This window comes from Flavobacterium collinsii (assembly GCF_946903285.1).
GTDB classification, from domain to species: Bacteria; Bacteroidota; Bacteroidia; order Flavobacteriales; family Flavobacteriaceae; genus Flavobacterium; species Flavobacterium collinsii.
In genome coordinates this window covers 947,455-971,892 of record NZ_OX336425.1, presented here as the reverse complement: position 1 = coordinate 971,892, position 24,438 = coordinate 947,455, and the positions used below count along the sequence as shown (strand labels likewise).

22 protein-coding genes are annotated in these 24,438 nt (G+C 36.4%); 16 read left to right on the top strand and 6 right to left on the bottom strand.

Annotation, left to right across the window (positions count from 1 at the left end; genetic code table 11):
- Window positions 1–18: 18 nt before the first annotated feature.
- On the bottom strand, window positions 19–1,269 hold the full coding sequence (gene hemA / locus OGZ34_RS04390; protein ID WP_263362251.1) for a glutamyl-tRNA reductase: 1,251 nt from the start codon (window positions 1,267–1,269) through the stop codon (window positions 19–21).
- Window positions 1,270–1,496: 227 nt separating this feature from the next.
- On the opposite strand from hemA, the gene OGZ34_RS04385 reads away from it, so the two are divergent.
- The 8 genes from OGZ34_RS04385 to OGZ34_RS04350 all read left to right on the top strand — a co-directional run bounded on the left by OGZ34_RS04385 (window position 1,497) and on the right by OGZ34_RS04350 (window position 8,058).
- Entirely contained in the window at window positions 1,497–2,369 is an 873-nt protein-coding gene (locus OGZ34_RS04385; RefSeq protein ID WP_173964474.1) for an AraC family transcriptional regulator, read from the top strand.
- Between the two features lie 68 nt (window positions 2,370–2,437).
- Window positions 2,438–2,911, top strand: a complete 474-nt coding sequence (locus OGZ34_RS04380) for a hypothetical protein (RefSeq protein ID WP_217427680.1) — start codon at window positions 2,438–2,440, stop codon at window positions 2,909–2,911.
- 153 nt (window positions 2,912–3,064) lie between these two features.
- Window positions 3,065–4,078 carry a ferrochelatase gene (gene hemH / locus OGZ34_RS04375; protein ID WP_173964472.1) on the top strand — a complete coding sequence of 338 codons (1,014 nt, stop codon included), beginning with the start codon at window positions 3,065–3,067 and terminating at the stop codon, window positions 4,076–4,078.
- Between the two features lie 50 nt (window positions 4,079–4,128).
- A complete protein-coding gene (locus OGZ34_RS04370; RefSeq protein WP_263363128.1) occupies window positions 4,129–4,677 on the top strand; it encodes a CopD family protein in 549 nt (182 codons plus the stop codon).
- Window positions 4,678–4,807: 130 nt separating this feature from the next.
- Window positions 4,808–6,223: an ATP-binding protein gene (locus OGZ34_RS04365; RefSeq protein WP_017495829.1), complete on the top strand. Its 1,416-nt coding sequence runs from the start codon at window positions 4,808–4,810 to the stop codon at window positions 6,221–6,223.
- Between the two features lie 10 nt (window positions 6,224–6,233).
- Complete coding sequence (locus tag OGZ34_RS04360) at window positions 6,234–7,016, top strand: enoyl-CoA hydratase/isomerase family protein (RefSeq protein ID WP_173964471.1); 783 nt, start codon at window positions 6,234–6,236, stop codon at window positions 7,014–7,016.
- A gap of 147 nt (window positions 7,017–7,163) precedes the next feature.
- On the top strand, window positions 7,164–7,562 hold the full coding sequence (locus tag OGZ34_RS04355; protein ID WP_263362250.1) for a hypothetical protein: 399 nt from the start codon (window positions 7,164–7,166) through the stop codon (window positions 7,560–7,562).
- A 10-nt stretch (window positions 7,563–7,572) separates the two neighbouring features.
- Entirely contained in the window at window positions 7,573–8,058 is a 486-nt protein-coding gene (locus OGZ34_RS04350) for a DinB family protein (RefSeq protein WP_263362249.1), read from the top strand.
- A 340-nt stretch (window positions 8,059–8,398) separates the two neighbouring features.
- Here OGZ34_RS04350 and OGZ34_RS04345 read toward each other — a convergent pair whose 3' ends face one another.
- The 3 genes from OGZ34_RS04345 to OGZ34_RS04335 all read right to left on the bottom strand — a co-directional run bounded on the left by OGZ34_RS04345 (window position 8,399) and on the right by OGZ34_RS04335 (window position 11,486).
- Entirely contained in the window at window positions 8,399–9,052 is a 654-nt protein-coding gene (locus OGZ34_RS04345) for a metal-dependent transcriptional regulator (protein WP_173964468.1), read from the bottom strand.
- Between the two features lie 98 nt (window positions 9,053–9,150).
- Entirely contained in the window at window positions 9,151–11,019 is a 1,869-nt protein-coding gene (locus OGZ34_RS04340) for an Nramp family divalent metal transporter (protein ID WP_173964467.1), read from the bottom strand.
- Between the two features lie 74 nt (window positions 11,020–11,093).
- Window positions 11,094–11,486, bottom strand: a complete 393-nt coding sequence (locus OGZ34_RS04335) for a Fur family transcriptional regulator (RefSeq protein WP_173964466.1) — start codon at window positions 11,484–11,486, stop codon at window positions 11,094–11,096.
- 94 nt (window positions 11,487–11,580) lie between these two features.
- Between OGZ34_RS04335 and OGZ34_RS04330 the strand changes: the two genes are divergently transcribed.
- The 8 genes from OGZ34_RS04330 (at window position 11,581) to OGZ34_RS04295 (ending at window position 19,726) form a co-directional block, all read left to right on the top strand.
- Entirely contained in the window at window positions 11,581–11,928 is a 348-nt protein-coding gene (locus OGZ34_RS04330; RefSeq protein ID WP_173964465.1) for a MerC family mercury resistance protein, read from the top strand.
- A gap of 2 nt (window positions 11,929–11,930) precedes the next feature.
- The gene (locus tag OGZ34_RS04325; protein WP_263362248.1) at window positions 11,931–13,136 is read left to right on the top strand and encodes a GTP-binding protein; all 1,206 of its coding nucleotides are present in this window, start codon (window positions 11,931–11,933) and stop codon (window positions 13,134–13,136) included.
- Window positions 13,137–13,148: 12 nt separating this feature from the next.
- Window positions 13,149–14,060, top strand: coding sequence for an NAD(P)/FAD-dependent oxidoreductase (locus OGZ34_RS04320; RefSeq protein ID WP_263362247.1), 912 nt, complete (start codon window positions 13,149–13,151; stop codon window positions 14,058–14,060).
- 266 nt (window positions 14,061–14,326) lie between these two features.
- Window positions 14,327–16,588: a TonB-dependent receptor gene (locus OGZ34_RS04315; protein WP_263362246.1), complete on the top strand. Its 2,262-nt coding sequence runs from the start codon at window positions 14,327–14,329 to the stop codon at window positions 16,586–16,588.
- Window positions 16,589–16,746: 158 nt separating this feature from the next.
- Window positions 16,747–17,211 (top strand): thioredoxin family protein, encoded by a 465-nt coding sequence (locus OGZ34_RS04310; protein WP_263362245.1) that lies wholly within the window; start codon window positions 16,747–16,749, stop codon window positions 17,209–17,211.
- Window positions 17,212–17,229: 18 nt separating this feature from the next.
- Entirely contained in the window at window positions 17,230–18,417 is a 1,188-nt protein-coding gene (locus tag OGZ34_RS04305; protein ID WP_263363127.1) for a lycopene cyclase family protein, read from the top strand.
- A 3-nt stretch (window positions 18,418–18,420) separates the two neighbouring features.
- The gene (locus OGZ34_RS04300) at window positions 18,421–19,218 is read left to right on the top strand and encodes a tetratricopeptide repeat protein (protein ID WP_173964460.1); all 798 of its coding nucleotides are present in this window, start codon (window positions 18,421–18,423) and stop codon (window positions 19,216–19,218) included.
- A gap of 97 nt (window positions 19,219–19,315) precedes the next feature.
- Window positions 19,316–19,726: a BrxA/BrxB family bacilliredoxin gene (locus OGZ34_RS04295; protein ID WP_173964459.1), complete on the top strand. Its 411-nt coding sequence runs from the start codon at window positions 19,316–19,318 to the stop codon at window positions 19,724–19,726.
- 169 nt (window positions 19,727–19,895) lie between these two features.
- On the opposite strand, the gene OGZ34_RS04290 is transcribed toward OGZ34_RS04295, so the two are convergent.
- Window positions 19,896–21,266 carry an efflux transporter outer membrane subunit gene (locus tag OGZ34_RS04290; RefSeq protein WP_246253158.1) on the bottom strand — a complete coding sequence of 457 codons (1,371 nt, stop codon included), beginning with the start codon at window positions 21,264–21,266 and terminating at the stop codon, window positions 19,896–19,898.
- Complete coding sequence (locus OGZ34_RS04285; protein WP_263362244.1) at window positions 21,256–24,432, bottom strand: efflux RND transporter permease subunit; 3,177 nt, start codon at window positions 24,430–24,432, stop codon at window positions 21,256–21,258. Before OGZ34_RS04285 ends, OGZ34_RS04290 begins: the two co-directional genes overlap by 11 nt.
- Window positions 24,433–24,438 lie beyond the last annotated feature (6 nt).

Below are 24,438 nucleotides of genomic sequence, written 5' to 3'. Positions count from 1 at the left end.
GTCTTAATGGTAAAAAAACTAAGATGCTTTTATTTTAAAGACTTTTTCGATCCATTCGATGCTTTCATCAACCATGGTATCGTCATCCTTTAAGTGATTGGCAAAATGAGTAGTGATTTTCTGAATGATTCGGTTACTGATAATTTCAGCCTGTTCTTCATTGAAATCAGCAATTTTTCTGCTTTGAAAATCTAATTCCGAGTTTTTAATCGCATTTAGTTTTTCTTTTAAAGCATTAATAGTAGGGGCGAATTTGCGGCCTTTTGTCCAGGTTATAAATTCTTCTTTAACTTCTTCAATAATAGCTTCGGCAGCAGGAATATGAAGTTTTCTGTTTTCCAGCGTTTCATCCGTCAATTGCGACAAATAATCCATATGAATCAAGGTCACACCTTCTAATTCCTCCACGTTTTCATTAACGTTTTTCGGAATGGATAAATCTAAAATCAATAAAGGTTTTTTAAGATTCAGGATGGCTTTGTCTACCGTTGGATTCTGAGCACCAGTTGCCACAACTACAACATCAGCTTTTTGAAGTTCAAGATGTAATTCAGAATAATCCTTAACAATCAGATTTAGTTTTCCGGCTAATTTCTCTGCTTTGTCTTTCGTACGGTTGATTAAGGTAATGTGCTCGTTTTTAGTATGTTTTACTAAATTCTCGCAAGTATTTCGGCCTATTTTTCCAGTTCCGAAAAGTAGAATGTTTTTGTTTCCAATATCTTCTACATTTTTAAGTATGTATTGTACCGATGCAAAAGAAACCGAAGTGGCTCCGGAACTGATTTCTGTTTCGTTCTTGATTTTTTTACTCGCCTGAATCACTGCATTTACCAGTCTTTCCAAAAAAGCATTGGCTAAACCGAGTGATTTGGAATGCGTAAAACTGGTTTTGATTTGAGAAATAATTTCAAAGTCACCTAAGATCTGACTGTCAAGGCCAGTTCCTACGCGAAACATATGATTAATTGCTTCCTGATTTTTATAAACGAATCCTACTTTTTGAAAAGCATCAACAGATCCGTTACTATTATCACAAATTAATTTTATTAATTGAAAAGGATGTTCTGCAAAACCGTAGATCTCGGTTCTGTTGCAGGTCGAAGTGACAATTAAACTTTCTATTTCCTCATTTTTAGCTTGTTCCAGCAAACGTGTTTTGGCAATTGCATCCAAACTAAATTGACCTCTGACCTCAGCATCAGCTTTTTTATAACTCAGACCAACTGAATAAAAATAAAGGTGTTTCGGTACGTTATTGTTTTCCATAAATTCACTTTCATAAAAGTGCAACAAAATTATCATTATAGTGTTTACAAAAGTAACGCTGAAAGTACTTTTTGTATCGCTACATGTTTTTTTGTTTCTAAACAACTGTTTTTATGCAAAAAGAAGTATTTTTGTAGCAAAATCAAGTTGTTAGAAATGTTTTGTTTAGAGTGATTCTAAATAACATTCTCCATTTACTCTAATTTTTGTTTCAAAAAAATATCGCTATGAGTTCTCAGGAAATTATTAAAATCGAAGATGACTTTACGCTGATCCGTTTTCAAAACGACAGTTCAGAGCTCTTTTTGGGGCAGCACGAAGTAGGTAGTGGTCTGATACAGTTTCATTTCGGAATAAAGGGCAATGCCAAATTTTTATTCAATCAGGGTAGTTATGCCTTAGAACTGAAGGAAGAAAAATCGTTGCTTTTGTACAATCCGCAGAAAGAATTACCATTGAATTTAGAACTTTCTCCGAATTCGTGGGTGATTTCAGTAATCGTATCGATCAAAAAATTTCACGCGTTGTTTTCTGCCGAAGCAGATTATATTACTTTTTTAAGTCCTGATAATAAGGACAAAAAATACTACAACGAAGGAAATATTAGTCCCTCTATGGCTATTGTTCTGAGTCAGCTGTTTCATTACAACCTTCATCCGTCAATAAAAAACCTTTATTATAAGGGAAAAGGATATGAATTACTGAGTCTGTATTTTAACCGAACCGAAGATCCAAATGCAGAACAATGTCCGTTTTTGATTGATGAGGATAACGTTTTAAAAATAAGACGAGCAAAGGAAATTATTATCGCAAATATGGCAGAACCGCCAGGTTTGCAGGAACTGGCGGACGAAATTGGCTTGAATCTTAAGAAACTTAAAATGGGTTTCAAACAAATCTACGGCGATACGGTTTATGGATTTCTGTTTGATTATAAAATGGATTTCGCTCGAAAACTGCTCGATAGCGGTTCTTATAACGTAAATGAGGTAGGACTAAAAATTGGTTACAGCACGGGGAGTCATTTTATAGCGGCATTTAAGAAAAAATTTGCCACCACTCCCAAAAAATACCTGATGTCGATTAATGCAAATGTTTAATGGTTAAAAGATATTCAATAGTTTTATTGCTTTTGTTAATTATGTCTTGCAAATCAAAAGAAGAAAAAATGTTTTTTGATTTTGATAGTGTTGAATATTATTCATTGAATAAAAGTAAAGAAGTAGAAATGGATAATAATCATAGTAAAGGTATTGACAATACTATTGAAGATAAGATTTTTTTCGATGACTATCCTGAGAAAGTTAATAGTGATGTTTTTATTAAAACAATTAATTCTGATGGGTTTTCTAAATTTGAATTATCTCAAAAAGACGTTGAGTATTTAAGAAATGATATTTTTTTGGAGAAATCTTATTTAAAGATGTTTGAATACGTATATGCTTGTGCACCTGAATATAGGGATATTTTAATTTTTAAAAAGAATGAAGAAATTTCAGGAGTAGCTAAAATCTGTCTTTCCTGTAGTCAGTTTTATCTGATTAGTTCTAAAAAGGAAATTAAGACAGATAACTTTGGAACAGAAGAAGAATATAAATCATTGGAAAAACTATTCAACAAATATAAAAAGGATAAAAACTGATAGTGTTTTAAAGCATCAGTTTTATAAATAAGAGCATAATAAAAAAGTAATAATTATCATATTTCTAAAAAGAAGCAAGCGTTACTTTTGACGAAATTTTTAAAAATAAATTAAAAGCTTAAAGCCTAGAGCTTAAAGCCTAAAGCAAAAAACATGAAAGGCGTATTATTAGTAAATTTAGGATCTCCAGAAAGCCCGGAACCAAAAGATGTAAAACCATATTTAGACGAATTTTTAATGGATAAATACGTAATCGACGTTCCGTATTTATTGAGAGCATTATTGGTTCGCGGTATTATTTTAAGAAAAAGACCGGAAGAATCAGCGCATGCTTACGCAAAAATTTGGTGGGAAGAAGGTTCTCCATTAGTTGTTCTTTCAGAAAGAATGCAAAAAAAGGTTCAGCCTCTTGTAAATGTTCCTGTTTCTTTAGCAATGCGTTACGGAAGCATGACGATTGAAAAAGGACTTCAGGAATTAAGTGATAAAGGAGTTACAGATGTAATGCTTTTTCCTTTATATCCACAATATGCAATGGCTTCTACTTTGACTATTTTAGTAAAGGCAGAAGAAATACGCAAAAAGAAATTCCCTCACATCACTTTTACAGATGTTCCGGCATTTTACAATAAACCTGATTACATCAAAAATTTAGCCGACTCGATCCAAAAACATTTAGTTGGTTTTGATTACGATCATTTATTGTTTTCGTATCACGGAATTCCAGAACGCCATATCCGCAAAACAGATGTAACTAAATCGCATTGTAAAATTGACGGTTCTTGTTGTAACACACCTTCGCCAGCGCATGATTTCTGTTACCGTCACCAATGTTACGAAACAACAAGACAAGTCGTAAAACTATTAGGACTTCCTGCAGATAAATACAGTTTGACATTTCAATCGCGTTTAGCGGGAGACAAATGGTTAGAACCTTATACTGATGTTGAAATTGATAACATGCCGGCAAAAGGAATCAAGAAATTAGCGGTTGTAACACCAGCTTTCGTTTCGGATTGTTTAGAAACTTTAGAGGAAATAGCAATGCGTGCCAAAGAAGATTTTGAAGCAAACGGAGGCGAAGAGTTTTTGGCAATACCTTGTTTAAATGACGACGACGAGTGGTGCCAGACAGTTGGAAATTGGATTAACGATTGGGCGAAATAGAAGATAGAAAATAGAAAATAGAATAAAGAGTAAAGAAAAAAGACTTTATGATGGAGTACTACAATTACTTAAAATCACTACATCTAATATTTGTAATCACTTGGTTTTCAGGTTTGTTTTATATAGTGCGTTTGTTTGTGTATCAAATTGAAGCCAGTGAAAAACCGTCTCCCGAAAAGGAGATTTTACAGGCACAGTACAAAATAATGGCCTACCGTTTGTGGTACATTATTACATGGCCGTCAGCAGTTTTGGCGAGTATTTTTGCTTTTTGGATGCTGCTTTTTACAGATTTGGGTAACGCCTGGCTTAAAATGCCCTGGATGCACGTAAAATTGTGTTTTGTTTTTTTACTTTATCTGTATCATTTAAAATGCCATCAAATTTTTAAACAATTACAAAACGATGAGGTGAAATATTCCAATAACTTCATGCGTTTATGGAATGAAGGCGCTACCATCATACTATTTGCAGTAGTTTTTTTAGTAGTTTTAAAAAGTGCCATCAACTGGATTTTTGGCGTGATCGGAATCATTTTATTCTCCGTTCTGATCATGTTGGGATTTAGATTTTATAAAAGAATAAGAGAAAAAAAGTAATTAGTAAAAAGTGATTAGTAATTAGTTTTTAAACTTTTACTATTCACTAATAACTCTTCACTAATAACTAAATATGTTTAACAACTTCAAAATGTCGATGCTTTCGCTGCGTGTCAGGATTTTCCTGTCGATGATTGTATTGATTGTTGTGGCATCGTTTTTATTGGCTTCTATTTCGATTATTCAGTTTAAAAACGAAGCAAAAGAGTACCATCAGGAGCGTCTCGAGCGTAAAGAAAATGCAGTAAAAGAGCATATTAATTATGTGCTTTCTACCACAACATATCCTTTAAAAACGGCCAACCTGGATTTAATTTTTAAAGATAAAATTCACGAACTGGCTCAGATTCATAAAATCGAAATCAATATTTACAGTCTTGACGGGAAACTACTGAAATCCTCAAAGGAGTCTTTTGCTGTTGATAAAGTAGCGCCGCCAATTCCGGAATATATCCTGAAATTAGTGCGGTCTTCGATCGAAAAACGTTTTGTAGATATTAAAACGATTGATGGCGTTAAAAACAGATCGTCTTACAGTTTGATTAAAGATGAAAAGTTCAAGCCTCTCGGAATTCTGAATCTCCCATATTTAGAAGATGACGGCTATTACGACAATGAGCTGAATACCTTTTTGATTCGTTTAAGTCAGGTGTATTCCTTTATGCTTATTGTGGCTTTTGGATTGGCTTATTTTTTATCGACTTATATTACAAAATCACTTAAAACAATTTCGGATAAACTGGAAGAAACGAATCTCGACCAGAAAAACGAAAAAATCGTTTTAGAAGCAAACAGCAAAGAGGTTAACTTTTTGATCAAGGCTTATAACGGAATGGTTGACAAACTGGAAACCAGTGCCATAAAACTAGCCCAAAGTGAGCGTGAAGAAGCCTGGCGTGAAATGGCAAAACAGGTAGCACACGAAATTAAAAATCCGCTTACCCCGATGCGATTAACGGTGCAGAGTTTTCAACGCAAGTTTGACCCCACTGCACCAGATGTAAAGCAAAAGCTAAATGATTATTCAGAGACTTTAATTCAGCAAATCGATACCATGACAGCGGTGGCATCGGCATTCTCGAACTTTGCTTCGATGCCGGCACAACAAAATGAAACCTTAAACGTGGTTGAGGTTGTTGAGCTTGCTTTAGATATTTTCAATGAAGATTATATCGTTTTTGAAAGTGAAGAGGAGGAAATTATCTCCAAGATGGATCGTACACAATTGATACGGGTTATCACCAATCTTGTTAAAAATGCGACACAGGCAATTCCGGAAAGCCAATTTCATAAATCGATTGTAGTTACAGTAAAACGCATAGACGACGATGTCGAAATTGCGGTAAAAGACAACGGAATCGGAATTCAGAAACAGGATATCAGTAGAATCTTTGAACCAAAGTTTACTACGAAAACAAGCGGGATGGGGTTGGGGCTCGGAATTATCAAAAACATTATCGAAAATTACAAAGGAACAATTACCTTTGAATCAACTTACGGTAAAGGAACTACATTTAGGGTTTCTTTACCGATAACAAACTCATAAAATAAGTATCATGAACTACGAAAATCTTTTAATCTCAATCGAAGAAAAAATTGCAACCGTAACCATCAATAGACCTACCAAATTAAATGCATTAAACAAAGCCACTATCAGTGATTTAAGTAAAGCGGTGAAACTGTTAGGTAAAAATGATGATGTTCGTGTTATCATTATCACAGGAAGTGGCGAGAAAGCATTTGTAGCAGGAGCTGATATTTCAGAATTTGCCAATTATACCATTGTAGAAGGAGCACAATTAGCTGCTGAAGGACAGGAAACATTATTTGATTTGATTGAAAATTTGAAAAAACCTGTAATTGCAGCTGTTAACGGTTTTGCTCTTGGTGGGGGACTTGAACTGGCCATGGCATGTCATTTTAGAGTAGCTTCGGACAATGCAAAAATGGGATTGCCGGAAGTAACTTTAGGATTGATTCCAGGTTATGGAGGAACACAGCGCCTGCCACAGTTAGTTGGAAAAGGACGTGCGATGGAAATGATTATGACTGCCGCTATGATTTCTGCAGAAGAGGCCAAACAATACGGTTTAGTGAATCATGTAGTACCACAAGCAGAGCTCTTGGATTTTACTACAGGAATCGCTCAAAAAATTATTAAAAATGCACCATTTGCAATTGCTAAAGCCATAAAAGCTATCAATGCAAACTATACTGATGGTAAAAATGGTTTTGATACTGAGATCAAATCATTCGGAAAATGTTTCGGAACTCAGGATTTCAAAGAAGGAACAACGGCCTTTTTAGAAAAACGTAAAGCTGAATTTACCGGAAAATAAATTTTTTCATAACCGCTAAGGTCGCGAGGGTTTACGCAAGGTTCGCCAAGTTTTTAATTTTTCTTGTGTCCTTTGCGTAAATCTTTGCGAACTTTGCGGTAAAAGACTTAGAACCTCAGCATCTCAGAACCTTAGAATCTTTAAAAAATGTACGAACCAATATTTGCCCTTTTTTGTGAACGAGTTAAAGAAAGCATCCAGGCGGGAACTTTCGCAAAATTGACTTTGGCCAAAACAATGGGCGACACCGAGATTAAGAATATTTATTTTCGTTTAGTTTTAAATGAAGACAATACCTTCTCTGTTTCATTAACTACTCGTTACAAAACAGAAGAAATTGAAACTATTCATACGCTGGATGAAGCTTTATTGGTTTTAGGTACCTATATCAAAAAGCCATTTCTGACGGCACTTCTGTTTACAACAATTAATGATGTTACTTTTAAAGTAAATAAAAAGAATGCAGGAAGCATCATTGAACAGGAACCTACTTTTAAGAACGCATCGCCGGTTATGCTGGAGATGATTGAGAAAGGTATTGTTTAAAAAGTAAGTTATGGATGAACTTAGAGGGATATTATGGAGACAATTTGGAGCTGTAATAGACATGCTCGAAAGTTCTATTTTAGTTTGTCCTGAGCTTTTTTGGGACAAGAAAGATTTTTGGTATTCCGTTTATCATACGATTTTTTGGATGGATTATTATTCGTCTACAGAACCCGATACCTTTTCTCCACCTGAACCATTTTCTTTATCAGAGTTTGATCCACAAGGAATTTTACCTGACAGAATCTATTTAAAAGAAGAATTACTTGACTACTTGGAGTATTCTCGAAAAAAGATTTTCTATTTAATTGAAGGATTAAACGAAGAAACATCAAAAGAAAGTATTACCTCAAATAAGAATTACAATCGAATAGAGATGATTTTATACAACATGAGGCATGTGCAGCATCATGTTGGTCAGTTGAATTTGCTCCTGAGACAAAATGTTGATGTTGCAGGAAAATGGGTTTCACAGTCCGATAAGAAATACAGTTGATTCGATCATTTTAAAAAGTAAATTTTTCAGTAAAAAGCTAAAATTTCACCATATAGCAAGATACCGATTAATGATAAAATTAAGCATCTAATTTTCTCATTGTCTAATCATACACCATTGTCTTTGTGTTTATGGATCAATGGATTAAAAATCATTTCGCGAATATTTGTTGTTTTTCAGGAAGTAATAATTTAAAGAGAGCCATAGGTTCGTTCCTAGTTTTGTAGGGACGGATTTTAATCCGTCCAAACCATAAATTACCGACAAGATTCAGAGCCGTAGGCTCGGTCTATTTAATTAAGGTCTGGAAAAACCTTTATAAACCAAATACAACAAGCCTTTAAACCAGCTTTACAAACAAATTAGAGGCAATTTTATTCGAAATGGATAATTCCCGTCCATCAACCTTAATTTTAACAGATAAATCAAACGATTCTTTCGATAAGAATTCAATTTTTGATCCCAAAGCAATTCCCTGTTTGTCCAGGTACTTTAAGAACTCTGAGGAAGTATCTTTTACGCCTACACAAACTCCGGTTTGGTATTCTGTCAACTCGGAAAGCAATTGTTTTTCAATTTTAACGATTCGTCCATTGGCATCGGGAATAGGATCTCCGTGCGGATCTTCGGTAGGATTTCCCAGAAAATCATCCAGGCGGTTAATGAGTTGCTCGGATTTGATGTGCTCCAGTTGTTCGGCAATATCATGAACTTCATCCCAGGAGAAGTTTAGTTTTTCGACTAAAAACACTTCCCATAAACGGTGTTTCCTAACAATCATTTTGGCGGCAAGTTTCCCGTTTTCGGTCAATGAAACTCCTTGATACTTTTTGTAATTCACCAAATCTTTCTCAGATAATTTTTTAAGCATATCCGTGACTGATGAAGCTTTGGTTTCCATCATTTCGGCAATAGCATTCGTGCTGACCTCAGTATCGTTCGAAGCTGTAAGGTGGTATATGGATTTAAGATAGTTTTCTTCTGAAAAAGTCATTTTTTTTGAGGTTCTAAGGTTCTGAAGTTCTGAGTAGCTAAGTTAAAGGACTCTAAAAGAAAACCTGAGAACCTTAGCAGCTTAGAACCTCAGCCACTTTATTTAACAATTAGCAAAGGTATAGAAATTTTATGTCTCAATTTATCTACGGTTGTGCCAAACAAAATATCTTTTAGGCCGGTGTGGCCGTGGGTTCCCATCACCAGAATATCAAAATTACCCACATTGATGATGTTCGGAATCACACTGTTCGGTTTTCCGAAACCAAGTTCGGTTTTGATTTTGAAACCTTTTAAGGAGAGCATCTGCTGATACTCTGACAATAATTTTTCATCAATAGTAGTCTCATGATCGTCGACATTACCTCCGTACATCAAAGCTCCAACGGTTTCAACAATGTGAATTAAGGTGTATTGTGCATCAATTCCGCCCAGTTCAAAGGCATTGTTGAGTGCAGCTTCATCGGCCTTAGAAAAATCGACTGAGATTGCGATGTTTTTCTTGCCGTAATTTTCCTTTGGTGTATAAACTAGTTTTAAATGATGTGGTGAATGATTTTCGATATTCGATTTTACTCTGGCAACAAATGGTTTGAATATGATATAAAGCAGTAATGCAAGGAATCCAAAGGCAAGTGGAACAACTGTAAGCCAGAGAATCGTCGGATGATTTGAACTTTCTAGCCATGATGTGATTTCGTCATACACCAGTTTTGCATTTAAGGTTACGATAATCGAAGCAATAATCCACGCAGCGACTTGTGTAGTTTTAGAAATATGAAATCCTTTCATTTTGGTTTTATCGCTCACAAAATGAATTAGCGGAATAATAGCAAAACCCAGTTGCAAACTTAGAATGACCTGGCTAAGAATCAATAGTTTTCCGGTTACGCTTTCTCCATAAATTAAAATCACCACAACGGCTGGCACAATAGCAATTAGTCGTGTTATAATTCTGCGTACCCAAGGCTGGATGCGTAAATTCAAATAACCCTCCATTACAATTTGTCCGGCTAAAGTTCCGGTTATCGTGGAACTTTGTCCGGCTGCAATTAAGGCGACAGCAAATAAAACAGGAGCCCATTTTGTTCCCAGTAAGGGTTCCAGGAATTTGTGCGCATCTTGAATTTCAGCTACTTCAAACATTCCGTTTTTGTAAAAGGTCGCCGCTGCCAGAATAAGAATGGCGGCGTTTACAAAAAAGGCAAGGTTTAGGGCGATGGTCGAATCTATAAAGTTGTATTTCAGCGCCTGTTTAATTCCGGCGGGAGTTCTGTCGAATTTTCGGGTTTGTACCAGTGAAGAATGCAAGTATAAATTGTGGGGCATGACCGTTGCACCAATAATTCCAATCGCGATATACAAAGCAGCAGAACTTGGAATTGAAGGTACTAAGCCATAAATAACTTTATCCAGCTCCGGTTCGGCAAAAATCATTTCGAATATAAAAGAAAACCCTATGATTGCTACGAGTACAATAATAAAAGCCTCCATTTTTCGGATTCCTTTGTTGATTAGGAATAATAACAAGAAAGTGTCTAATACTGTGATTAAAACTCCTTCGATTAACGGAATGTCAAAAAGAAGATTAATTCCGATCGCCATCCCAAGAACTTCGGCAAGATCACAGGCCGCAATGGCGATTTCAGCTAAAAAATATAAAATGTAATTGATGAATTTAGAATAGGTCTCTCGCGATGCCTGGGCCAAATCACGTTGTGTCACGATTCCCAGTCTTGCGCTTAAGCTCTGAAGTAACAGAGCCATTAAATTACTCATCAGCAAAACCCAAAGTAAAGAATATCCAAACTGACTACCTCCGGCGATGTCTGTCGCCCAGTTTCCGGGATCCATGTAGCCTACACTTACGAGGTATGCTGGACCTAAAAATGCTAATATTTTTCTGAAACCTGTTTTTTTATGCTGTGTTGCAACCGATTGGTGAACTTCTTCTAAAGATTTGGTCATTGTAAAAATGTTGTTTGAACAAATATAGGGATAAATGATGTTCGCACAACAATATTTTTAGACAAGTCTAAAACTTAAATGTTTGAATTCAAACAATTCGGACATAATCCTGACAAGGTGAAGTTTATATCATTTACTTTATAATTGTGCGGAATAATGTAACTCGGTTTTACATTTTCCAGACAAGTTACCTCTAAACATTTTTCACAGCTGAAATGAGCGTGGTTATGAATGTGTACTCTTTGCGCATGATGATGGCATTTCGCATATTTTACAGTCCCGTCCAGATTTACGATTTTATGTATAATATCATCATTTACCAGTCGGTCTAAAATTCTGTAGATCGTCACGCGATCGCATAAATCATCAATTTGTTTGTGAATTTCTGTATGAGACAAGGCGGTCTTAGATTTGTCAAAAATCTCGAGAACGGCTGTCTTTGCTGCTGTATTTCTTGTTGTTTTCATTTTCAAAGCATTAAAAAATATTAATGCAACAATGTTGCATTTGAAATAAAATTATATATTTGCAACAAAATTGCATTAAGCAAATGTACTGAAAATGAAGAAAACAACGACACCTTTTTACGATATATTAGGAATCTCAAGTGCTACCATTTGTTTGGTTCATTGTCTCGTATTTCCGCTTCTTACTATTTTGCCTTTAGGCTTAAGTCACAATCCGTTTATCGATTTGACCTTTGCTTCCTTAGGTTTAGTTGCAGTTCTCAAAATTATTAAAAAATCAAGTCTTTTAGTAGCTACAACTTTGATTTTATCGATGTCCCTTATTTGGATTAGTATTCTGAGTGAAATTATATTGGATATTCATCTGGATCTGATTTTCGTAGGTGGCATCGGAATGATTATCGGACATCTGCTGAATTATAAAAACCATAAACACGCTTAAAAATGAAAAAACTACCCGTAACCGTATTAAGCGGATTTCTTGGCGCAGGAAAAACGACACTCCTGAATTACATCCTTCACAACAAAGAAGGATTGAAAGTTGCTGTGATTGTTAATGACATGAGTGAAATTAATATTGATGCGCAACTCGTAAAGAACGAACACACCTTATCCAGAACGGAGGAAAAATTGGTCGAAATGACTAATGGTTGTATTTGCTGTACTCTGCGGGAAGATTTGATGCTTGAAGTTGAAAAACTCGCAAAAGAAGACAGGTTTGATTATTTACTTATCGAAAGTACCGGGATTAGCGAACCCATTCCGGTGGCCCAAACGTTCTCGTTTGTGAATGAAGAGGAGAATATTGATTTGTCCAGGTTTAGTTTTATCGATACGATGGTTACCGTTGTGGATAGTTTTAACTTTTTTAAAGATTTCGGTTCCGCTAAAACATTGCAGGAGCAAAACGTGTCCAATATTGAAAATGACAATCGAACAATAGTCAATCTTTTGGTAGATCAGGTAGAATTTGCGAATGTAATTGTTCTGAATAAAACAGATCTTATTAGTGAAAAATCACTAGAGTTTCTGAGCGCTTTTATAAAAAAAATTAATCCTGTGGCGAAAATAATTAATTCGGTTTCAGGGAAAGTAAATCCAAACGAAATTATAAATACAGCATTATTCAATTATGAAGAGGCTGAAAATTCAGCGGGTTGGATTAGGGAGTTAGAAGGAATTCATACACCCGAAACAGAGGAGTACGGAATTAATTCTTTTGTGTTTAGAGATCCGCGACCTTTTCATCCCAATCGATTGTGGAATTTTATTACATCAGATTTTCCTACGGACATCATTCGGAGCAAGGGGCTATTGTGGCTGGCTTCCCGACCGGAACAAGCCATAAACTGGAGCCAGGCCGGCGGATCGATGAAAGCCGAAGGAGCCGGAGTATGGTGGGCGAGTATGCCGCTAAGCGAACGAATGACTTTTAATAATTTTGTTGAATTTCAGGATATTATTGAAGAAAGATGGACTTCTAATTTTGGTGACAGACTCAACGAACTTGTTTTTATTGGTCAGAAAATGAAAGAGACTGAAATTCTCAGCGAACTGAAAAAATGTCTTTGTACAGCAGATGAGATTGTAGATTTTCAGGATGGTTTCTTTCCAAAAAACGATCTTTTTCCAATACCAAGAACTTCTTAAAGATAGAAAAGAATGATACACAACAATACATATGAGGTTATAATTATTGGAGGCAGTTATAGCGGGCTTTCAGCAGCAATGAGTTTGGGGCGTTCCTTACGACAGGTTTTGGTTATCGATAGTGGTTTGCCTTGTAACCGACAAACGCCGCATTCCCATAATTTTATAACACATGATGGGGAGAAACCCGCAGTTATTTCAGCGAAAGCTTTAATGCAAGTTGACTTTTACGATACCGTTCACTTTTATAACGGATTGGCAATTAAAGCAGTTGAGGCGGGAGAAGGATTTGAAATTGAAACACAATCGGGAGATGTGTTCATTTCTAAAAAGATATTATTCGCTACGGGAGTAAGGGACCTTCTTCCTAAAATTGATGGTTTTGAAGAATGTTGGGGGATTTCGATTTTACATTGTCCGTATTGTCATGGGTATGAGGTTAAAAAAGAGAAAACGGCGATTATTGCCAATGGAGATTTGGGTTTTGAGTATGCTAAACTCATCTCAAACTGGACTACTGATTTAAGAATATTGACCAACGGAAAATCTGCTTTTACTTTAGAACAATCTAAGATTTTGCAAGAACATAAAATTCAAATTGTAGAGGATGAAATTGCAGTTGTAAAGCAAGAAAACGGATATGTTCAACATATTGTTTTTAAAAATCAATCCAAAATTGAAGTGAAAGCCATTTATTTCAGATCGCCTTTTGAACAACACTGTCCGCTGCCGGGGTCTTTAGGCTGCGAACTGACCGAACATGGTCTGCTGAAAGTAGATGCACTTCAAAAAACCACAATTCCGGGAGTTTTTGCCAGTGGAGATTGCCATATTCAGGCAAGATCCGTTGCGATGGCTGTTTCTTCCGGATCTTTCGCAGGGGCATCAATCAATAAAGAACTCATTGACGAATCATTTGTCTAAATTATTTTTTAGTAAAAACATAGAGACGGAGTTGCTGTAGTTTGTCAAAAGGCATTTCATCTCACATTAAATTATAGGGTCTGTCTCCGTTTGCAAGAGCAAAATTTGATTAATCTCCTTTAAAGAGGAAAGAGACTAACTCTTTTTTGATGTCAGTAAAACTCCCGCAAAATATTGAATTATAGTCTATTTTGAAAGTTTTTTGCTTTAGAAACAATATTTGTCAAATTTAATTTTTAGTTTTGTCTAAATTTAATTTTATAATAATGAAAAAACTATTTTTGATACTGCTTTTATTTTGTTTACAGTTTTCATTTGCTCAGGAAACCAGCTCTGTTTCGGGAATTATCTCCGGTGACGGTCATCAGTTACAGTTGGCAAACGTACATTTAGCAGGAACAAAATACAGGGCAGTTACGGATAGTTTGGGATATTACAACTTCGAAAATGTTCCGGTTGGAAATTATACACTTCAGGTTTCGCTGGTAGGTTTTCAGACTTTAAAAAAGAAGATTGATGTTACGAAGGACGCTGCTCAATCCTATGATTTCGAATTGGACGATACAGACAATCAATTGAACGAAGTGGTTGTTTCGGGAACCTTAAAAGCGGTAAAACGTCTGGAAAGTGCTGTTCCTGTCGAGGTTTATTCGCCGGTCTTCTTTAAAAAGAATCCAACACCCAGTATTTATGAAGCGCTTCAGAATATAAACGGAGTCAGGCCACAGCTAAATTGTGGGGTTTGTAATACTGGAGATATCCATATAAACGGTTTGGAAGGACCATATACTTTGGTTTTAATCGACGGGATGCCAATAGTTAGCAGTCTTTCGACAGTTTATGGATTGTCAGGAATTCCAAATTCTTTGGTTGAAAGAATAGAAATTGTAAAAGGACCTGCTTCTTCTCTTTACGGAAGTGAGGCTGTGGGAGGATTAATCAATATTATTACCAAAAATCCAACGAATGCTCCGGTTTTTTCTGTGGATTACTTTACAACTACTTATTTTGAAAACAATCTTGATTTAGGAATGAAGTTTAATGCCGGAAAAAAAGCGACATCACTTATAGGGGTTAATTATTTCAACTATGATCAGGTTATCGATAAAGACAAAGATAATTTTACAGATGTGACACTTTCTAAAAGGATTTCTGTTTTTAATAAATGGAGCTTTCAACGCAATAATAATCGTCTTTTTACGATCGCAGCACGAGGTATGTATGAAGATCGCTGGGGTGGAGACGTTCGTTGGGAGAAAAAATACCGTGGTGGTGACGAAATTTATGGTGAAAGTATTTATACCAAAAGAGGAGAATTAATCGGAAGTTATCAATTGCCTTTTGAAGAGAAACTGATGCTTTCTTTCTCCGGAAACGTGCATTATCAGGACAGTCGTTACGGAACAACATCATATATCGCGAATCAAAAAATAGGTTTCCTGCAATTGACCTGGGATAAAAAGCTAGGCAGAAATGATTTCCTTGCCGGAATCGCGACTCGATATTCGTATTACAACGACAATACACCGGCAACAAAAGAGGCCGAAAGCACTTGGTTACCGGGAATTTTTGTTCAAGATGAGATCACGTTTTCGCCGAAGAGTCAGGTTTTACTGGGAGCACGATACGACTATAACTCCATTCACGGTTCTATCTTTACACCCAGATTTGCGTATCGTTTTAAGGCAAGTGATAATACGATCTTCCGATTAAATGCCGGAACAGGATTTAGGGTTGTCAATTTGTTTACAGAAGATCATGCTGCCCTAACAGGATCGCGAGATGTTGTGATTCAGAATAATTTAAAACCGGAGAAATCAGTAAACGTAAATTTGAATTATATTCAGAAAATAAACTTTGGCAATGGTACTTTTATGGGAATTGAAACAACCGCTTTTTATACCCGTTTCAGCAATAAAATCATTTCAGATTATGAAACCGATCCCAATAAAATCATTTATGACAATATTGATGGTTATGCTATCAGTCAGGGAATCAGTACAAATGTTGATGTTAATTTTACCAATGGTTTAAAGTTTATTCTTGGAGCGACTGTTTTAGACAATAAAAATGTTCAGGACGGAATTTCACAAAGACCCTTTTTGACCGAAAGATTTACCGGAACCTGGAGTGTATCTTACAAAATAGAACCTTGGAATTTATTATTGGATTATACAGGAAATGTTTACAGCCCAATGAAATTGCCTTTATTGAACGAATACGATCCTAGAAATCCAAATTCGCCCTGGTACAGCATTCAGAACATTCAATTTAGCTATACAGGCTGGAAGAATTTCGAACTTTACGGAGGAGTAAAAAACCTATTGAACTTTACTCCAAAGCAGAATAATCCGTTTTTGATTTCGAGAACCAATGATCCGTTTGATAAAAATGTGCAGTATGATTCGGCGGGAAAAGTACTGGTTACACCTGATAATCCGTACGGTTTGACTTTTGATACCACTTATGTTTACGGACAAAACCAGACCATTCGAGGGTTTTTAGGATTGCGATACAATTTTAGGTAAATTTATGGGCCATAGATTTAAATCATGATGAGGGTTTTTTCTTTTGCCACGAATTACCGCTAATTTTTTAGACAAAAATTTACGATTCAATTCGTGTTAATTTGTGAAATTCGTGGCAAAAGAGAAATTCTTTACAATCTGTTGCAAGAAACAAAACAATGAAAAAGCTATTTTTACTTATTCTCTTCTTCGGAATAACTTCAACGGGATTTTGCCAGCTGAAGGACAACACTTTTGAGGAAGTGGATCGTCTGCAGCAAATTCAAAAACGGAAAATCATTGTTTTCATTCATACTGATTGGTGTCAGTATTGCCAAAGAATGAAATCGACAACCTTCAAAAATCACGAAATCATTGAAAAACTCAATTCCGATTTTTACTTCGTCGATTTTAATGCCGAAGAAAAGCGAGAGATTACTTTTAACAATCAGATTTTTAAATACAAACCTACAGGGAATAATGTTGGAGTTAATGAGCTAGCTTTGCAGCTCGGAACCATCAACAATCAAATTGTATATCCGGTTTTATGTGTTTTGGATGAAAAGAACGAGATACTTCTGCAGTACAATAACTCCCTTAATCCTGCCGATTTTAAACTGATTTTAGAAAAGCTGCAAGAATAAAATTTCTTATTTTTGAAGATGAATTCTTCGCAAATTAAACACTTTGATTACATTTTTACCGGAACAGGTTTGGCGGCCTTGATGACTGTTTACAAAATGGCGTTGTCAGGGAACTTTTCAAACAAATCGGTTTTATTACTGGATCAGGATGTAAAAAAGACAAATGACCGAACTTGGTGTTTTTGGGCGGATCATGATACGGTTTGGAATTCGATTGTTTTAAAAAAATGGGATTCTGCCTTGTTTGCTGATGAAAATTCCAAGCGTGATTTGAACCTGAATCCTTATCAATACAGCCAAATTAGAGGATTAGACTTTTATAATTTTGTTTTTGAAGAACTCTCGAAACATTCCAATATTACTTTTTTAAATGAAAAAGTAACCGATATCAACGAACTTGAAACTCATGTTTTTATTGGAACTGAAGAAAATAGGTATACCTGCAATCAGCTGTTCAATAGTATTTATACTTCATCTTTTGCATTAAGTCAAACGAAGTATCCTGTTTTACAACAGCACTTTACAGGATGGTTTGTGAAATCTGAAAAGGAAATCTTCGATCCGCAACAAGCCACTTTTATGGATTTCTCAGTCAAACAAAAACAAAATACGCGCTTTATGTATGTTCTGCCCCTTTCAAAAACCGAAGCCCTGGTAGAATACACGCTATTTTCTGAAATTTTACTTTCTAAACAAGAGTACGAAAATGAGATTCAGATTTATCTGGAGAAGTTAGGAGTTCATCCATACGAAATTCTGGAAAAGGAGCAGGGAAGTATCCCAATGACCGCTTATCCGTTTTGGAAGAAAAACACCAAACGCGTTTTGAATATTGGAACAGCCGGAGGCTGGACGAAAGCAAGTACGGGCTATACTTTTAGAAATTCGGATAAGAAATCATCTGAATTAGTGTCCTTTCTTAGTTCTTCAATGTCGCTAAAATTAAGTGCCTTTCATAAAAAAAACAGATTCTGGTTTTATGATTTACTGCTTTTGGATATTCTATATCGTCATAATGAATTGGGAAGCAGTATTTTTTCGTCATTATTCAAAAAAGGAAATCCGTCTTTGATCTTTAAATTCTTAGACGAAGAAACTACTTTGATCGAAGATGTTAAAGTTATTTTAAAGTGTCCTAAAGTGCCATTTATAAAAGCGTTATTTAGAGTGATTTTTCTTCCAAATAAATTTAACTTAAACCAATAACCTTTGAAAAACATTATTTTAGCATTCAGTTTCTTTTTTTCGATTATCTCTTTTGCACAAGTATCCAAAAATAAAGCTCAGGATGCTATTCAGGTCAAATACTTAGACAGTTGTGCCTATAAGTACAATTATACTTTTCAAATGTCAGAATGGCAAAATTGCATCGACGAAGGTCTAAAAAAAGATAGCACAATAGCTTATCTGTGGCAACAAAAAGCAATGCCGTATTTTAAATGCAAGAAATATGAAGTCGGAATGCCTTTTCTGGATAAAGCCGTTCGTTATAATAAACAAGAATGGCTTCCGTACCGGGCTTTTATAAAATGTATTTTTGCTAAAACGTATAAAAGTGCGATTGTTGATTTTGAAGAATGCATTAAACTTTACGGAAACAGTTATGTCATGGATCATACTTATAGTTTTTATATAGGGCTTTGTTATTTGCAATTGAATGAATACGATAAAGCCGAAAAGCTGTTTGACGATTATGTAAATGACATTTATAAAAACAGACAACAATTAGAACATCCTACAGCGTATTTTTATCAGGGAATTGCCAAATACGAGCTCAAAAAATGGGACGAAGCACTTGTTATTTTTGATAAAGCGCTCAAAGTATATCCTGAATTTTCGGATGTAAAATATTATAAAGCCATTTGCTGGTTGCAACAAGGAAAACCAAGAGAAGAAGTCGTCGCTTTGGTTGGTGTGGCAAGAGAAGATGCAGCCAAAGGTTTTTCGATCAATGAAGACAATACGATCTATGAGACTTATCCCTACCAAAAAAAGTTTAGCAAATAACAATTGAACTATAACAAAACTTTATACCTGAATTTAAGTAGTTGCGAGTAAACTTTGTAACTTTGCAGTTCAAAAGTAAAACTTAAAAATAAAAAATATGTATCCAGAAGAAATGGTAAAACCAATGCAAGCTGAATTAACTGCTGCTGGTTTTCAAGATTTACATAGTGCTGACGCTGTAGATAATGCTATCAAAGCTGAAGGTACCACTTTAGTTGTTGTAAACTCTGTTTGTGGTTGTGCTGCAAGAAATGCACGTCCGGGAGCAAAAATGAGTTTAGAAGGCGCTAAAAAACCAGATCACTTAATCACAGTTTTCGCTGGTGTTGATAAAGAAGCAGTTGATGCTGCTAGACAACATATGTTTCCTTTTCCTCCATCATCGCCATCTATGGCTTTGTTCAAAAACGGAGAATTGGTTCACATGTTAGAGCGTCACCACATCGAAGGCCGTCCAGCTGAATTGATCGCGGAGAACTTGAAAGATGCTTTTGAGGAATTCTGTTAATTTAAGGGACTAAGATTCTGAGTTGCTGAGGTTCTAAGGTTTTAGGCACAAAGTGACAAAGGTACAGAGGTACAAAAATTTAAAAAAGAAAGCACTATGAAAATAGTGCTTTCTGTTGTTTTACAGTTTTATAACCTTAGCTCCTTAGAACCTCAGCAACTCAGAACCTTTAAAGATTCCATCCCCCGCCAAGGGCTTTGTACAATTGTACCATTGAGCTCAATTGTCTTTCAGATAACTGGGCAAGACTTAACTGAGCCTGAAATAAGTTACTTTCGACATCTAAAACTTCCAGATAAGAAACATAACCGCTGTCATATCTTTCATAGGAGAGCTTGTAATTTATTAAAGCTGCTTTAACCTGTCTGTTGCGTGCTTCCCATTCGTCTTTATACGTTTTGATGTTTTGAATGGATTGTTCGACTTCTGTAACGGCTGAGATATAGGTCTTTTGATAGGCAAATTTGAGTTCTTCAGCCTGTTGTCTGTATATTTCCACTCTTCGTTTATTTTTCCCAAAAGCAAATATAGGACCCGCGATGCCTGCAGAGGCATTTTGCGAATAAGAACTGCCTAAAAACAGGTTGCCTAAATCAGCACTGGCAAATCCTGCAATTGCTGCGAGATTAAGAGAAGGAAAACGCATGGCTTGAGCTGTTCCGATTCTTTCGTTTGAAGCTTTGTATTTTAACTCTGCCGCTTTTACATCTGGTCTGTTTTCCAGCAAAGAAGACGGGATCGACAACGGTATCTCGCTTACGATTCGCAGTTCGGTATTAGATTTTCCTCTGGGAATTTGTGAAGGAAGCTGGCCGGTAAGTAGAGAAATAATATTTTCCTGAACAGTTATTTGTCTCTTAATGTTTGGAATAGTAGCTTCGGCAATAGCAACCTGCTGTTCTATTTGTACTTTGTCGACCTCAGAGATATAGCCGCTTTTAAATCTTTGATTGATGATTTCATAATACTTTTCTCTGGTAGAAAGGGTTTGCTGTGCGATTTCTAATTGATCATCAAAATTGCGCATCTGAAAATAAGCGGTAGCAATATTACTCACAATATTTGAAAGTACCACCTTGCGTGCTTCTTCGGTCGCAAGGAGTTCATTTTGTACGGCATTGTTTTCATGACGGTACCTTCCCCAAAAATCAATTTCCCAGGACATGCTTGCGCCAACATTCGATGGCGTCAGGTTTTTCTCATTACTGTTTATGGTTGCTCCGTATTGAAAGGAAGGCAATAAGTTTGTTTTAGAGTACCCTAATTCAGCTCTAAGCTGATCAATTCTGGTGACCGCAATTTTTAAATCATAATTGTTTTGAAGCCCTTTTGTAATCAGACCTTTTAAAACATCATCATTAAATATGTCAAACCATTTTAAATTGGTGACTGAAGCGAGGCTGTCTAAATTTCGTTCGTTTTGATAAGAATCAGATTTTTGCTGTTCAGGTTTTGTATACTTCGGTCCCACCATACAGCCCATAGGTAATAGCGAAAGTGCAAGTATAACTACGATTATTTTATATTTCTTAATCATCATGGCCTGTAGTATTTGAGTCCTTATTATTTTCTGCTGCTGCGACCGTATCTTCTTTTTTCTTTCCAATGTTTTCAATCATGACAAATAAGCCGGGTACAATTAATACACCCAGAACGGTGGCGATTAACATACCGCTAAACACGGCCATTCCCATTACAATACGAGCCTGAGAACCGGCACCTGTAGCCGTTAGTAATGGAACAACGCCAAGAATAAAGGCAAAAGCGGTCATTAAAATTGGTCGGAAACGAAGTTTCGCTGCGACCATAGCCGATTCATATAGCGGTTTTCCTTTTTCATATTCTTCTTTGGCAAACTCCACAATAAGAATCGCATTCTTGGCGACCAATCCAATCAACAATACTAATCCAATTTGGGCAAAAACGTTGTTAACATAAGCATCGCTTCCTATTCTGGCGAGAAGCAGTCCCAAAAAGGCTCCAAAAACAGCGAACGGCGCACCCAGTAAAACACTAAAGGGTAATTTCCAACTTTCGTACTGTGCGGCCAGAATTAAAAACACAAACACCAATGCCATTATAAACACGGAACTTCCACCTGGTGAATGTTTTTCCTGATAGGAAAGATTGATGTAATCGTAACCCATATCCGCAGGCAGCGTTTGTTTTGCGACTTCTTCTAAAGCTTCCAGAGCCTGAGCACTACTGTAACCATCGCTGGGGCTTCCCCCAATTTCAGCCGACCTGAAAAGGTTCAAACGATTGGTAAAATCCGGACCCATAACTTTTGTTGCGGTTACCAAGGTGGATATTGGAAGCATGTCGCCATCATTATTTTTTATATAAATTAGATTTAAGTCTTCGGGTTTTACTCTGTTAACGGCTTCACCTTGTATGAAAACTTTATACTGACGGCCAAAACGGTTAAAGTCATTCACATAACTTCCTCCTAGAAAGGCTCCTAATGCTTCGGTAACTTTCGAGACGGGTACGCCCAGTTTCATGGCTTTGTCGTTATCGATATCAAGTTTGATTTGTGGGGAACCAGCATTAAAGGTGGTGTAAATTCGTTTTATTTCAGGGCGCTTCTGAGCTGCAGCTATAAAAGCCTGAGTTTGCTCTGCCAAATACTGTGGCGTATTTCCACCTCTGTCCTGTAACATTAAACTAAAACCTGCAGAGGCACCCAGACCTTGAATTGCAGGGGGGCCAAATCCAAATACAGAAGCTGTAGTGATTTCAGTTGCAAATTTTTTGTTTAAACGGTCTACAAATTGTTTAGAGGTTTCATCTCTGTCTTCCCAAGGTTTTAAGGAGATAAAGATAAATGCACTATTAGACTGGTACGAATTGGTAAGCATACTAAAACCATTTATGGTCGTATAGGACAATATGGATTTTTCTTCTTTTAAAAAGCGGTCTACTTTTCGGGATACTTCATCTGTACGCTGTAAGGAAGAGGCAGGCGGTAAAGACATATTGACTAATACGTAGCCCTGATCTTCTTCAGGTATAAATCCTAATGGAATTTTTTTGCCTAATAATACAACAGCAGCAAGAATGACGGCTAGTAATACAACAATTCGCATTGATTTTTTGGCAAAGAAAGTGGCTCCTTTAATGTATTTTCCGGTAACCTTTTCGAAAATCCGATTAAATCCCGCGAAAAATTTGGCTAACCACCCGGTTTGCTCTTCGATTGGTTTTGTCGGTTTTAGCAACATGGCGCATAAGGCCGGACTTAAAGATAATGCACTAAAGGCGGAGAATGCAACTGATACCGCAATAGTTATGGCGAACTGCTGATAAAAACGACCTGTAATTCCCGGAGTCATTGCGACAGGTACAAAAACGGCAATCAAGATCAGGGCAATGGCAATTACAGGACCGGATACTTCGCGCATCGCCTGAATCGTGGCTTCCCGGGGACTTTTGCCTTTCTCGATATGATGAATTACAGCTTCTACCACAACTATGGCATCATCGACTACGATACCAATAGCTAACACTAATCCTAAGAGTGAAAGTGTGTTTATTGAAAATCCTAATAACGGGAAAACGGCAATTGTTCCAATTAATGAAACCGGAACGGTTATTAAAGGGATTAATGTGGCGCGCCAGTTTTGTAGAAAAATAAACACAACCAGAATAACCAGAATAACTGCTTCAAAGAGCGTATGGACAATATCTTCAACTCCGGCAGTAATAGCAAGGGTTGTATCCAGTGATTCCTGATATTCAATGTCTTTTGGGAATTTTTGAGACAGCTCTTTCATAGCATTTTTGGCTAGTTTTGCCACTTCAAGCGCATTACTGCCGGGCATTTGGTAAACAGCCATTACGGCACTTGGAGAACTGTTGCGACGTGCAGAGGAACTGTAATTTTCGGTTCCTAACTCAATTCTGGAAATGTCACTTAGTAAAACCTGTGCGCCATCTTTTTTACTTCGCACAACGATTTCTCCAAATTGCTTTTCGGTTACTAAACGATCCTGAAGTGTAACGCCATAGGTAAATTCGGTACCCGGTGGTGCGGGTTCAGCTCCAAACTTCCCTCCGGGACTAATCATGTTTTGGGCGTTTAAAGCATTTTTTACATCATCGACAGTAACACCCAGTTTGCTCATGACATCGGCCTTTAACCAAATACGCATCGAATAGTCACTTCCTCCAAAAAGAGAAACCTCACCAACACCCTTTATACGGGCCAATTGATCTACGATATTGATACTGGCATAATTGTTTAAAAACTTAGCATCATATTTTGGATTGTTTGACGTGACTGTAAATAGCATCATCGGAAATGATAAGGACTTTTTTACTACTACACCTTGCTGTTTTACACTTTGGGGCATAAAAGGAGATGATTGATTTTGCCTGTTTTGAGTAAGCATGTTAGCATTATCCAAATTGGTTCCCACATCAAAAGTTACTTCAATAGTACAAGCACCGTCAGAGGTATTGGTAGATTTCATGTACAGCATATTTTCTACACCATTTACTTTTTGTTCAATGGGCGTAGCAACGGCCTGTTCGACATTTAGCGCATTGGCACCTGTAAAACTGGTATTGATTTTAACAACAGGCGGGTTGATGTCCGGGTATTGTGAAATAGGCGTTTTTTGTAATGCCAATAATCCAAGTATCACAATAATAATACTGATTACAATAGCAACGATTGGTCTTCGAACGAAAAATTCTCCCATAATACA